Below are 12,636 nucleotides of genomic sequence, written 5' to 3' on the forward strand. Positions count from 1 at the left end.
TAGCATATTTAACTTAGTTTTGTTTATAATGAAAGATATGTATTTTATAACTAACAAGTAAAATTTATACATAATGTCATTAGATTATGGTGAAAATATTATTTTTAAAGGAGTGCTTACCTTGAGTCTAACGCAATACTCGGAAGAGCAATTAAAAGAATTATCGCTTATTGAATTAGCATATGAACTTTTTTCTGAAACAAAGGAACCTATTTCTTTTTATGATTTAGTAGACCAAATGGCAACAGTTTTAGGTGTAACTAGAGAGGCTCTATTAGAAAAACTTCCTCAATTTTATACAGAATTAAATATTGATGGCCGTTTCGTATGTCTAGGTGAAAACCGTTGGGGATTACGTGCTTGGTATCCATATGATCAAGCGGAAGAAGAAGTATTACCTGTTGCAAAACCTAAGAAGAAACGTAAACAATTAGAAGAAGATGATGAGTTCGAAGACTATGATCTATCTGAAGATGAAGATTTTGAAGAGGAAGAACTTGAATTAGACGAATTAGATGAAGATCTAGTTGAAGACGATGAAACTGATGAGTTTGATGACGAAGAAATCGATGAAGATGATGAAGATCTTGAATTAGATGATGAAGATCTTGAATTAGATGATGAAGAAGATGAAGAATTAGATGAATTTGAAGAGGAAGAAGAACTATAAGTTCTTGACTTTTAAGTACTGAATGAGTAGAATTCTTATTGGGCTCTTTAAAAAGAACGAAATATATTTTGACGCTCCCTATTTTAAATAGGGGGCGTCTTTGTTTTTTTACAAATACACAATGTAATAAAACAATAAAAAAACTGTTTGATTTAGATTCAATTGTTAAAAATTTGCATGAAAAAACCCAATTTTGGATGACAATAAAGCATGCATACAAAATATTATTAAATAATTTTTTATAATGGTTTAGCTTTGTAATTTCTTGTAAGGAAAAATAAAATACGAATGCTAAAAATGAAAGGGGCTCAATTATGACAAAGTATATTTTTGTAACAGGTGGCGTAGTTTCTTCTCTTGGTAAAGGGATTGTAGCTGCATCTTTAGGACGACTTCTAAAAAACAGAGGATTAAATGTAACAATTCAAAAGTTTGATCCATACATTAACTTAGATCCAGGAACAATGAGTCCTTACCAACATGGTGAAGTTTTCGTAACAGATGATGGTGCAGAAACAGACTTAGACTTAGGTCATTATGAAAGATTTGTTGATATTAACGTTACTAAATTCAACAATGTAACTTGCGGTAAAGTGTACTCTACAGTTTTACAAAAAGAACGTCGTGGAGATTACTTAGGAGGAACTGTACAAGTTATCCCACATATTACAAATGAGATTAAAGATAAAGTTTTCCGTGCGGGTCGTGAAACGAATGCTGATGTTGTTATCACTGAGATCGGTGGAACAGTAGGTGATATCGAGTCACTACCTTTTATTGAAGCTATTCGTCAAATTAAAGGTGATGTAGGTCGTGACAATGTAATGTATGTTCACTGTACACTTCTACCTTATATTAAAGCTGCTGGTGAGTTAAAAACAAAACCAACACAACACAGTGTAAAAGAACTTCGTAGTATTGGTATTCAACCAAATGTTATTGTATTACGTTCTGAAACATCTGTACCACAAGAAATGAAAGATAAAATTGCTCAGTTCTGTGATGTAGATGCTAAAGATGTAATTGAGTGTGTAGATGCAGATACTCTTTATGAAATCCCATTAGCATTACAAGCACAAGGTTTAGACAGCATCGCATGTAATCATTTAAAATTACAAACAAATGAAGCGGATATGACAGAGTGGATTTCTTTAGTAGATAAAGTTAAAAACCTAACTAAATCAACAAAAATTGCGCTTGTTGGTAAATATGTAGAATTACAAGATGCTTATATTTCAGTAGCAGAAGCATTAAAGCACGCAGGATATGCTTTTGATAGCGAAATTGAAATTAAATGGATTAACGCAGAGGAAGTTACTTCAGCTAACGTGAATGAACTTTTAAGCGATGTAGATGGAATTCTTGTACCAGGTGGATTCGGAGATCGTGGTGTAGAAGGTAAAATCTTAACAGCACAATTTGCTCGTGAAAATAACGTACCATTCTTAGGAATTTGTTTAGGTATGCAAATTGCGTCAATTGAATTTGCTAGAAATGTTTTAGGTTTGAAAGGTGCTCACTCAGCTGAAATCGATCCTACTACTAACTATCCAATTATCGATTTACTACCAGAACAAAAAGACGTAGAAGATTTAGGTGGAACATTACGTTTAGGCTTATATCCATGTAAATTAGTTGAAGGTTCAAAAGCATACGAAGCATACGGAGAAGAAGTTGTTTACGAACGTCACCGTCATCGTTATGAGTTCAATAATGAATACCGTCAACAAATGGAGCAAGAAGGATTTATCTTCTCAGGTACTAGCCCAGATGGTCGTTTAGTGGAAATTATTGAGTTACCAAATCACCCATGGTTTGTAGCTTCACAATTCCACCCAGAGTTTATTTCTCGTCCAAATAGACCACAACCATTATTCAGAGATTTTGTAGGAGCATCACTACAAAACAAACGTTAAGGAAATAAAAAACACCCAGCAGATTTTATAAAAATCATGCTGGGTGTTTTTGTTTTTTTATTCGAAATCTGATAGGATTTCACTCATTGTAAGTAGTAAACAGTGATAAATAAATAATCCTGTGAGTAGGGTTGGAAGACAAATTCTTTCTCCCTCGTCATTTGGAACGAGTTTTCTCGTTAACTCATAGTTTATAAATACATCAGCAAGTTCCGATAATTGGTCTTCTCCATTAATTGTGGTAGAGACGATTACTATTCCAATGTTTGATTCGGATAGTTTATTAGCAAGAAGAATAGCTTCTTGATCATCTGTCTGTCTTGTAAATAAAAGTACTCGATCTACTGGAGATAATTGCTGAATTTCGCCGTTAATCATTAACGGTTTAATTGAGTTGTTTTGTTCTGCTCCATCAGTTATTTCTGAAACAATACCAGCGAATTCTTTTGTACCATGTACATAAACGCATCCCTCGCCTATAACTGCCTGTGCTAAGAAGCGTGAAGCATCTTCAAATACTTCTTCTTGCTTAAGTATTTTTTGAAAAACTCCATTTAATTGTGTCGAAAAAATTTTTAACATTATCTAATACTCCCTCTTATAAAAGTATGGTCTAACCATTATACTGTAATTTAGATAGATACAAAAAATTTAAAAAAAGTAATTATTTGTAAAATTTTCAAACTAATGCAGGAAAAAAAGGTTTTTAAGTAGAATGTAAAAATTTAGGGGAATTTGTATATTTATAAGTAAGGTTATCTGGTTTAGAAAGGTGGTACTATTTTTGGGAAGTAAATTACTTATAGTAGACGATCAGTACGGAATTCGTTTGCTTTTACACGAAATTTTCAAAAAAGAAGGCTATGAGGTATTTCAAGCAGCTAATGGTTTTCAAGCAATTGATATTGTAGTGAAGGATTGTCCCGACTTAGTTATTCTTGATATGAAAATACCAGGTATGGACGGAGTGGAGATTCTAAAGCGCATCAAAGAAATTAATAAAGACATTAAAGTTATATTGATGACGGCTTATGGTGAACTCGATATTATTGAAGAAGCTAAAAAATTAGGAGCACTACAATATTTTCCAAAACCATTTGATATTGATGAAATTAAAAAGGTTGTCAGAGAGCATACTTCTCAACCACAATCTCAGCAGTAAAATAGCAGATGGGTAGCGGACCATCTGCTTTTATTTTTTCACAGAGAAATGTAAGCGTTTACGGGATTTGCAGGTGAAATAGCTTAAAATATCTATTATCTGTCAAAAATGTTACGAATAAACGAACATTAGATGATATTTGTTGTGTTTTCATTTCATTTTTTGTATTCTTATGATGTGATATAAATACCTTATAATTTACATAATAAAGAACAATTTGTAGCATTATATTCTTGTTAGTAAAATTATGGGTGCAGAATAATTTTCATAAAAGAGTATATAAGGAGGGCTTAAAATGCCTTTAGTATCTATGACTGAAATGCTTAATAAAGCAAAAGAAGGAAAATACGCTGTTGGTCAATACAATATCAATAACTTAGAGTGGACTTATGCTATTCTTACTGCAGCTGAAAAAGAAAAATCACCTGTAATTCTTGGTGTTTCTGAAGGTGCAGCTAAATACATGGGTGGATTTAACACTGTTGTAAAGATGGTAGAAGGTTTATTAATTGATTTAAAAATTACTGTACCTGTAGCAATTCACCTTGATCACGGTTCAAGCTTTGAAGCATGTAAAGCTGCAATTGACGCTGGATTTACTTCAGTAATGATTGATGCTTCTCACGATCCATTTGAACAAAACGTTGAAACAACTAAAAAAGTTGTAGACTACGCTCATTCTCATGGTGTATCTGTTGAAGCTGAATTAGGAACTGTTGGTGGACAAGAAGATCACGTTGTTGGAGACATTATTTATGCTGATCCAGCTGAGTGTAAAGAACTAGTTGAGCGTACTGGCATTGATTGCTTAGCTCCAGCATTAGGTTCTGTTCATGGACCATACAAAGGTGAACCGAAATTAGGTTTTGATGAAATGGAACAAATCGGAAACGAAACTAATGTACCATTAGTATTACACGGTGGAACTGGAATCCCAACTGAACAAATTCAAAAAGCAATCGCTCGTGGAACTGCAAAAATTAACGTAAACACTGAGAACCAAATTGCTTTCAATAAAGCTGTTCGTGAATTTGTTGCAAATGATCAAAAACAATACGATCCACGTAAAATTCTTGGACCAGGCCGCGAAGCAATTATCGAAACAGTAGCTGGCAAAATCCGTGAGTTCGGTACTAGTAACAAAGCATAATATTTTAAGTTTTTTAGCTTAAAATATGATATATTATAATAAATTAAGCCGTCTAAATTATGTTTAGGCGGTTTTCTTGTTTAACAAAGCCTTTTTTAACAATAAATTTTCATGTAGACTTGAAGATATAAGATCATAATGATTAGAATAAGTTTAGGTCTAGCTTAAAAATTAACCAAATACTATTTCACTTTAATAACTAATCAAATAAATTTAAAGGTTTTACTCAATTTTTATTGAATTTCAAGTTATCGTGAATAACAAACCGAAGCAAAAGTCTTTATTAGACTGTAGCTCTCGTATAAACTAAGATTAGAGAAGTAGAATTTTGGAGAAAATAGGTAGAAACTATTCGACAGTTGAGAAGTTTAAACACTTTACTTCTCTACTATTTTCTTCTGCTCATTTAGAAGGGAGTATACTATGGAAAAGCTTGTATTAGAAGGCGGTATACCTTTAAAAGGGACTATTCGTGTTAGCGGTGCCAAAAATAGTGCAGTGGCTTTAATCCCAGCAACTATCTTAGCAAGCTCACCTGTAACACTTGAAGGAGTTCCTTCTATTTCAGATGTCCAAACACTATGTGACCTTTTAGAGGAAATAGGGGGTCAAGTAGAAATATCTGATGAAAAAATAATGATTGATCCATCAAATATGGTTGCAATGCCACTTCCAAGTGGTAAGGTAAAAAAATTACGCGCGTCTTATTATTTAATGGGTGCAATGTTAGGTAGATTTAAACAAGCGGTTATCGGTTTACCAGGTGGATGTTATCTTGGACCAAGACCTATTGATCAACATATAAAAGGTTTTGAAGCATTAGGTGCGAAAGTAACAAATGAGCAAGGTGCAATTTATTTAAGGGCAGAAGAACTAAAAGGCGCACGTATATACTTAGATGTAGTAAGTGTTGGTGCAACGATTAATATCATGTTAGCAGCGGTTTTAGCAAATGGTAGAACTGTTATTGAAAACGCTGCAAAAGAGCCTGAAATTGTTGATGTAGCTACTCTATTAACAAGTATGGGTGCTAAAATTAAAGGTGCTGGTACTGATGTCATTCGAATTGATGGAGTAGAATCATTATCTGGCTGCACACATACAATTATCCCTGATCGTATTGAAGCAGGAACTTATGCAATATTAGCTGCTGCTACTGTACAAGAAGGGGACAAGGTTATTGTTGATAATGTTATTCCTCATCATTTAGAATCTCTTATAGCGAAAATGAGAGAAATGAATATAAATATTGATACGAATGATGATCAAATTATCGTCACAGGATCTAATAAAGAACTAAAATCAGTAGATATCAAAACTTTAGTTTATCCAGGATTTCCGACTGACTTACAGCAGCCGTTTTCTGTGCTATTAACGAAAGCAAATGGGACAGCCGTTATAACAGATACAATTTATGGTGCAAGATTTAAGCATATCGATGAACTTAGAAGAATGAGTGCAACCATTAAAGTTGAAGGTAGTACGGCAATTATTTCCGGCCCTTCAAAATTACAAGGCGGTCGTGTAAAAGCTAGTGATTTACGTGCTGGAGCGGCATTAGTTATCGCAGGACTTATTGCAGAAGGTAAAACAGAATTAACTGGATTAGAGCATGTTGATAGAGGATATGAGGATCTAGTTGAAAAGCTTCTAGGATTAGGAGCGAATGTTTGGCGTGTTCAACTAACTAAGGAAGAAGTTGAACAATTAAAAAATGCGTAAGATTGGGTGTCTATATACTCCAGTTTAACATAATTAAGATAGTTTTCATTTACATCAAAGGGGGAGTTTTAAATGGAAAGAAGTTTATCAATGGAGTTAGTGCGAGTTACTGAGGCAGCAGCATTAGCATCTGCAAAATGGATGGGTTTAGGTAAAAAGGATGAAGCGGATGATGCTGCTACAACAGCAATGCGTGATGTATTTGATACGATTCCTATGAAGGGAACAGTTGTAATTGGAGAAGGGGAAATGGACGAGGCTCCGATGCTTTATATCGGTGAGAAACTTGGTAACGGATATGGTCCAAGAGTGGACGTAGCAGTTGACCCACTTGAAGGTACAAATATCGTCGCATCTGGTGGATGGAATGCTTTAGCAGTAATTGCCATTGCTGACCATGGTAATTTATTACATGCTCCTGATATGTACATGGAGAAACTTGCGGTAGGACCTGAAGCGGTTGGTAAAGTTGATATCAATGCGTCTGTTCTTGAAAACTTAACAGCAGTAGCAAAAGCAAAAGGTAAAAATATTAATGAAGTCGTTGCAACCGTATTAAATAGAGAACGTCATGAGAAATTAATTGAAGAAATTCGTGCTGCAGGTGCTCGTATTAAACTAATTAACGATGGTGATGTAGCTGGTGCAATTAACACAGCTTTTGATCACACTGGTGTTGATATTTTATTTGGAAGCGGTGGAGCACCAGAAGGAGTTATCGCTGCAGTTGCTTTAAAATGCTTAGGTGGAGAACTTCAAGGAAAGTTGTTACCTCAAAATGAAGAAGAGATCGAACGTTGCAAACGTATGGGTATAGAAGATCCAAACCGTGTATTATATATGGACGATTTAGTTAAGGGTGACGACGCAATTTTTGCGGCTACTGGTGTAACTGATGGAGAATTACTAAAAGGTGTACAATACAAAGGGAATGTAGGAACTACGCAATCGTTAGTAATGCGTGCTAAATCAGGAACTGTTCGTTTTGTAGATGGACGTCACAGTCTAAACAAAAAACCAAACCTAGTTATTAAATAATTAAAAGTTTGATATTAATTTAGTAAAATAATGACTCTTTCCTTTATTTACTAAAGGAAAGAGTCATTAAATAGTTTAGTCGAAAAATAGTTGGCATAAAAAACTCTTTCGAATTATAATCTCAATAGATAGTAAACCTATTAATTCTAATTACTTAGAATATTTTTAGGGGAAAAGGTTACACTAAAGAGTAATACTTTATGTAAGTTTCCTTCAAAAAACCTTCTAAATAACCTTCCGAATTAAGAAAACCCTAATATGAATGAACGAATAAAAGTAAAGAGTGGTGTTATATGAGTTTAACAATCTCTGCATTAGAAAACATGAAATTAAAAGATTTATATGAACATGCGAAGGTAATGAAAATTTCGTATTACAGCAAATTAACGAAAAAAGAACTTATTTTTGCAATCCTTAAAGCGCAAGCGGAAAAGGATGGATTAATGTTCATGGAAGGTGTACTAGAAATTATCCCTTCAGAAGGGTATGGATTCTTACGTCCGATTAATTATTCACCAAGTTCAGAAGATATTTATATTTCTGCATCTCAAATTCGTCGTTTTGACATGCGAAATGGTGATAAGGTTTCTGGAAAGGTACGTCCGCCTAAGGAAAATGAAAGATACTTTGGTCTTCTTCAAGTAGAAGCAGTAAATGGAGATGATCCAGAGAATGCTAAAGAACGAGTTCACTTCCCGGGATTAACTGCATTATATCCAAATAGACAAATGAAGCTCGAAACATCTCCTGCTAAGTTTTCTACAAGAATTATTGATATGATTGCCCCAGTAGGATTTGGTCAACGTGGTTTAATCGTTGCTCCTCCAAAAGCCGGTAAGACAGAATTATTAAAAGAAATTGCAAATAGCATCACAACAAATCATCCTGAAGCTGAACTAATTGTATTATTAATTGATGAGCGTCCAGAAGAGGTAACGGACATTGAACGATCTGTAAAAGGTGATGTTGTAAGTTCAACGTTTGATGAAACGCCTGATAGTCATATAAAGGTTGCTGAATTAGTATTAGAGCGTGCTATGAGACTAGTTGAGCACAAGAAAGATGTCATTATTTTAATGGATAGTATTACTAGGTTAGCTCGTGCGTATAATTTAGTTATTCCACCAAGTGGCCGTACATTATCAGGTGGTATTGATCCTGCTGCGTTCCATAGACCAAAACGATTCTTCGGTGCTGCACGTAATATCGAAGAAGGTGGAAGTTTAACGATTTTAGCAACGGCTCTAATCGACACTGGCTCACGTATGGATGATGTTATTTATGAGGAATTCAAAGGTACTGGTAATATGGAGCTTCATTTAGACCGTTCATTAGCTGAACGTCGTATCTTCCCAGCAATTGACATCCGTCGTTCTGGAACGCGTAAAGAAGATCTATTAATACCAAAAGATCATCTGGACAAGCTATGGTTAATGAGAAAAACAATGTCAGATATTCCAGACTTTGTTGAACGTTATTTCAGAATGCTTCGTCAAACGAAAACAAATGAAGATTTCTTCAATACAATGACTGAAGAAAGTAGAAAAACGCCAGTCTCTAATAAATAGTTGGAAGATATAAGCAGTCTGAAAGAGAAATAGTGGGTTGCATTCTCCCGGGTTAGTTGCTATAATTTCATTTGTATGTGAAATGTAAATTATGTGGTATACACATGGTTTCTTATAACTCTGATTTCAAGGATTTCAGGGCGGAAGGAGATGAAAAACATGAAAGCGAATATTCATCCTAATTACAAGAAAGTAGTGTTTATGGATATTAACACTGGTTTCAAATTCTTAAGCGGATCAACAAAATATTCTAACGAAACAATTGAATGGGAAGATGGCGAAACTTACCCTCTAATCAAAGTTGAGGTTTCTTCTGATTCTCACCCATTCTACACTGGACGTCAGAAATTTGCTAACGCTGCAGGACGTGTTGAACGTTTCAACAAAAAATACGGCCTTAAGTAATATTGATGAAAAGCAGGCGGGTTATTGCTACTTTGCCTGCTTTTTTTACGCATTTATAGTCACATAACATACTAGTTTAATTCAATTTAGTGAATTTTTATATAAATAGTCATGATACTTATACGAATGATATTACTGCTGAATTAACCGGCGTTTAAAATAAATAATAAACAAGTCTTTGTACTGATATAGAAAGGTGAGACACATAATGTTCTTTATGATGAAAAAAAATGGTTGGATTGAAATGATTTGCGGAAGTATGTTTTCTGGAAAATCAGAGGAACTAATTCGCCGTGTTCGTCGTACGCAGTTTGCCAAGCAAAGTTGTGTTACATTCAAGCCATCAATTGATAATCGATACAGTGAAGTAGAAGTGGTGTCTCACACAGGTATGAAAGTACCTGCATATGCAGTAACACACTCATCACATATTCTTAAGTACGTTACAGAAGAAGTTGAAGTAGTTGCAATTGACGAGATTCAATTCTTCGATGATGAAATAGTTTTAGTTGTTCAACAACTTGCGAACTCTGGAAAACGGGTCATTTGTGCAGGTTTAGACCAGGACTTTAGAGGCTTACCATTTGGTAAAGTTCCTGAAATATTATCAATTGCAGAACATGTAACGAAATTAAACGCAGTTTGTGCTTCATGCGGATCACCTGCAAGTAGAACGCAAAGATTGATAAATGGTAAACCAGCTTTTTATGAAGATCCTATTATTTTAGTAGGTGCATCTGAATCTTACGAACCAAGATGTCGCCACTGTCACGAAGTACCAACGAAAACAATTCAACCAGCACTTCAAAGTCAGAACGATTAATTTCACAGTAGGTTGAAAATTAGCTATTTAGACCATATACTTAGAAATGTGGAGAAAGCTCGCCCAGCTCTTATCGAAGAGCTAGCTTTTTGAACTGGACAGTAATAATTGTGGATAAAGTGTTATTTGCGCTTTTCCTTAGAATTTAAAATGAAAGAAGCGATTTAGAATCGCTTCTTTCGATATATATTTAAGACGAAAATGTCGAGGTGAAAAATTATGTTTGATCGATTACAAGCTGTAGAGGATCGCTATGATAGATTAAACGATTTACTTAGTGACCCGGAAATTATAAATGATTCGAAAAAGTTACGAGAATACTCAAAAGAACAATCAGACATACAAGAAACAGTTGATGTATACCGTCAATATAAATCAGTTAAAGAACAAATTAAAGATGCAAAAGCTATGCTTGAAGAGAAGCTTGATGCTGATATGCGCGAAATGGTCAAAGAAGAATTAAATGATTTGGAAAACGAATCAAAGGATTTAGAAGAACGTTTAAAAATCCTTTTAATTCCAAAAGACCCTAACGATGATAAAAACGTTATCGTTGAAATTCGTGGTGCTGCGGGAGGAGACGAAGCTGCATTATTTGCTGCTACGTTATACCGTATGTACAGCCGTTATGCCGAGGTCAATGGATGGAAAACAGAAATCATTGAAGGTAACTATACAGAGCTAGGTGGCTTTAAAGAGGTTATCTTTATGATAAATGGTAAAGGTGCGTATTCAAAACTAAAATTTGAAAATGGTGCACACCGTGTTCAACGTGTTCCTGAAACAGAATCAGGAGGACGAATTCATACTTCAACTGCAACTGTAGCAGTGTTACCAGAAGCTGAAGAAGTTGAAATTGAAATTCATGAAAAAGATATTCGTGTAGATACATTTGCTTCAAGTGGTCCTGGTGGACAATCAGTAAATACAACGATGTCTGCGGTACGTTTAACCCATATTCCGACAAATACAGTTGTATCATGTCAGGATGAAAAATCACAAATTAAGAATAAAGAAAAAGCGATGAAGGTTCTTCGTGCTAGGGTTTATGATAAATTCCAAAGAGAAGTACAAGCAGAATACGATCAAAACCGTAAGCAAGCAGTAGGTACAGGTGACCGTTCAGAACGTATCCGTACTTATAATTACCCACAAAACCGTGTAACTGACCACCGTATTGGATTAACTATTCAAAAGCTTGATCAAATCGTTGAAGGTAAAATCGACGAAATTATTAATGCGTTAATTATGGATGATCAAGCAAGACGAATGGAACAAAGTCAATAATGACAACTAAGATATATGAAGCCCTAAAATGGGCTTCTTCTTTTTTACAAGAACACGGTCGTGATGTAAATGTGGGTGAAATTGTATTAAAACATCTTTTAGACTACAATCGAACAGAATTACTGATAAATATGAGAGAAGAGTTAGATGAAAAGCATTGGATACAGTTTCAAGGATTAGTTCAAAAGCACATAGGTGGCCAACCAATTCAATATTTAATAGGGTATGAATACTTTTATGGTCGAAAGTTCTTCGTTAATGAAGAAGTACTAATTCCAAGACCAGAAACAGAAGAGTTAGTGGAAGGTGTGCTTCAACGTATCCAAAAGCATTGGGAGGATTCAGACCATCTTGAGCTAGTAGATGTAGGAACAGGTAGTGGGGCAATTGCAATCTCGCTAGCGCTTGAAAATAAACAATTAACAGTTCATACAGTTGATATTGCAGAAGAATCTATCCAAGTTGCTAAACGAAATGCTCAAGAGTTACAGGCAAATGTCCACTTTATACACAATGATTTACTGAATTACTTTATTGAAGAAAACAGGAAAGTTGATATTGTTGTATCAAATCCACCATATATTCCGTATGAGGATTGGTTGGGTTTAGATGACGTAGTTAAGGATCACGAACCATACCGTGCTTTAGTAGGTGGGGAAGATGGTCTAGATTTTTATCGTCGCTTTGCAAATGACTTGCCTAAAGTATTAAAAGAAAAATCACTCGTTGCATTTGAAGTTGGAGTCAATCAAGGTGAATCAGTTGCAAATATTTTAAGAGAAGCGTATCCGAATTCAAATGTTGAAGTTGTTTTCGATATAAATGGCAAAGACCGTATGGTTTATATGGTAAATGGTTAGTTTGAATAGTGAATCGTATTGATGTTGACTACAAA

At 34.7% G+C, this 12,636-nt stretch carries 12 protein-coding genes; 11 read left to right on the forward strand and 1 reads right to left on the reverse strand.

The features are described from left to right. Positions 1 to 121 precede the first annotated feature (121 nt). Together rpoE and CN925_RS08600 are read left to right on the forward strand one after the other, a co-directional pair. Positions 122 to 670, forward strand: a complete 549-nt coding sequence (gene rpoE, locus CN925_RS08595) for a DNA-directed RNA polymerase subunit delta (protein ID WP_098845844.1) — start codon at positions 122 to 124, stop codon at positions 668 to 670. Positions 671 to 984: 314 nt separating this feature from the next. Further along, positions 985 to 2,586, forward strand: coding sequence for a CTP synthase (locus CN925_RS08600; RefSeq protein ID WP_098845845.1), 1,602 nt, complete (start codon positions 985 to 987; stop codon positions 2,584 to 2,586). Positions 2,587 to 2,643: 57 nt separating this feature from the next. Here CN925_RS08600 and CN925_RS08605 read toward each other — a convergent pair whose 3' ends face one another. Next, on the reverse strand, positions 2,644 to 3,168 hold the full coding sequence (locus CN925_RS08605) for a DUF2529 family protein (protein ID WP_098845846.1): 525 nt from the start codon (positions 3,166 to 3,168) through the stop codon (positions 2,644 to 2,646). A gap of 202 nt (positions 3,169 to 3,370) precedes the next feature. On the opposite strand from CN925_RS08605, the gene CN925_RS08610 reads away from it, so the two are divergent. The 9 genes from CN925_RS08610 to prmC all read left to right on the forward strand — a co-directional run bounded on the left by CN925_RS08610 (position 3,371) and on the right by prmC (position 12,601). Then, positions 3,371 to 3,748 (forward strand): response regulator, encoded by a 378-nt coding sequence (locus CN925_RS08610; RefSeq protein WP_025671030.1) that lies wholly within the window; start codon positions 3,371 to 3,373, stop codon positions 3,746 to 3,748. A gap of 295 nt (positions 3,749 to 4,043) precedes the next feature. Further along, the gene (locus tag CN925_RS08615) at positions 4,044 to 4,898 is read left to right on the forward strand and encodes a class II fructose-bisphosphate aldolase (RefSeq protein WP_098845847.1); all 855 of its coding nucleotides are present in this window, start codon (positions 4,044 to 4,046) and stop codon (positions 4,896 to 4,898) included. A 423-nt stretch (positions 4,899 to 5,321) separates the two neighbouring features. Further along, entirely contained in the window at positions 5,322 to 6,620 is a 1,299-nt protein-coding gene (locus CN925_RS08620) for a UDP-N-acetylglucosamine 1-carboxyvinyltransferase (protein WP_098845848.1), read from the forward strand. 72 nt (positions 6,621 to 6,692) lie between these two features. Further along, complete coding sequence (gene glpX, locus CN925_RS08625) at positions 6,693 to 7,658, forward strand: class II fructose-bisphosphatase (RefSeq protein WP_098845849.1); 966 nt, start codon at positions 6,693 to 6,695, stop codon at positions 7,656 to 7,658. 293 nt (positions 7,659 to 7,951) lie between these two features. Next, on the forward strand, positions 7,952 to 9,226 hold the full coding sequence (gene rho, locus CN925_RS08630) for a transcription termination factor Rho (RefSeq protein ID WP_025671034.1): 1,275 nt from the start codon (positions 7,952 to 7,954) through the stop codon (positions 9,224 to 9,226). Between the two features lie 159 nt (positions 9,227 to 9,385). Further along, entirely contained in the window at positions 9,386 to 9,631 is a 246-nt protein-coding gene (locus tag CN925_RS08635; RefSeq protein WP_025671035.1) for a type B 50S ribosomal protein L31, read from the forward strand. Positions 9,632 to 9,839: 208 nt separating this feature from the next. Beyond that, positions 9,840 to 10,454, forward strand: coding sequence for a thymidine kinase (locus tag CN925_RS08640; protein ID WP_098845850.1), 615 nt, complete (start codon positions 9,840 to 9,842; stop codon positions 10,452 to 10,454). A 219-nt stretch (positions 10,455 to 10,673) separates the two neighbouring features. Continuing rightward, the gene (gene prfA, locus CN925_RS08645; RefSeq protein ID WP_098845851.1) at positions 10,674 to 11,741 is read left to right on the forward strand and encodes a peptide chain release factor 1; all 1,068 of its coding nucleotides are present in this window, start codon (positions 10,674 to 10,676) and stop codon (positions 11,739 to 11,741) included. Then, positions 11,741 to 12,601 carry a peptide chain release factor N(5)-glutamine methyltransferase gene (prmC, locus tag CN925_RS08650; protein WP_098845852.1) on the forward strand — a complete coding sequence of 287 codons (861 nt, stop codon included), beginning with the start codon at positions 11,741 to 11,743 and terminating at the stop codon, positions 12,599 to 12,601. Before prfA ends, prmC begins: the two co-directional genes overlap by 1 nt. Positions 12,602 to 12,636 lie beyond the last annotated feature (35 nt).

Source organism: Bacillus sp. AFS055030 (assembly GCF_002574545.1).
Lineage (GTDB): Bacteria > Bacillota > Bacilli > Bacillales > Bacillaceae_G > Gottfriedia.

Coding starts and splice junctions, on each gene's coding strand:
- CN925_RS08600 (WP_098845845.1), top strand. CDS start 985: ATGACAAAGTATATTTTTGTAACAGGTGGCGTAGTTTCTTCTCTTGGT.
- CN925_RS08605 (WP_098845846.1), bottom strand. CDS start 3,168: ATGTTAAAAATTTTTTCGACACAATTAAATGGAGTTTTTCAAAAAATA.
- CN925_RS08615 (WP_098845847.1), top strand. CDS start 4,044: ATGCCTTTAGTATCTATGACTGAAATGCTTAATAAAGCAAAAGAAGGA.
- CN925_RS08620 (WP_098845848.1), top strand. CDS start 5,322: ATGGAAAAGCTTGTATTAGAAGGCGGTATACCTTTAAAAGGGACTATT.
- glpX (WP_098845849.1), top strand. CDS start 6,693: ATGGAAAGAAGTTTATCAATGGAGTTAGTGCGAGTTACTGAGGCAGCA.
- rho (WP_025671034.1), top strand. CDS start 7,952: ATGAGTTTAACAATCTCTGCATTAGAAAACATGAAATTAAAAGATTTA.
- CN925_RS08635 (WP_025671035.1), top strand. CDS start 9,386: ATGAAAGCGAATATTCATCCTAATTACAAGAAAGTAGTGTTTATGGAT.
- CN925_RS08640 (WP_098845850.1), top strand. CDS start 9,840: ATGTTCTTTATGATGAAAAAAAATGGTTGGATTGAAATGATTTGCGGA.
- prfA (WP_098845851.1), top strand. CDS start 10,674: ATGTTTGATCGATTACAAGCTGTAGAGGATCGCTATGATAGATTAAAC.
- prmC (WP_098845852.1), top strand. CDS start 11,741: ATGACAACTAAGATATATGAAGCCCTAAAATGGGCTTCTTCTTTTTTA.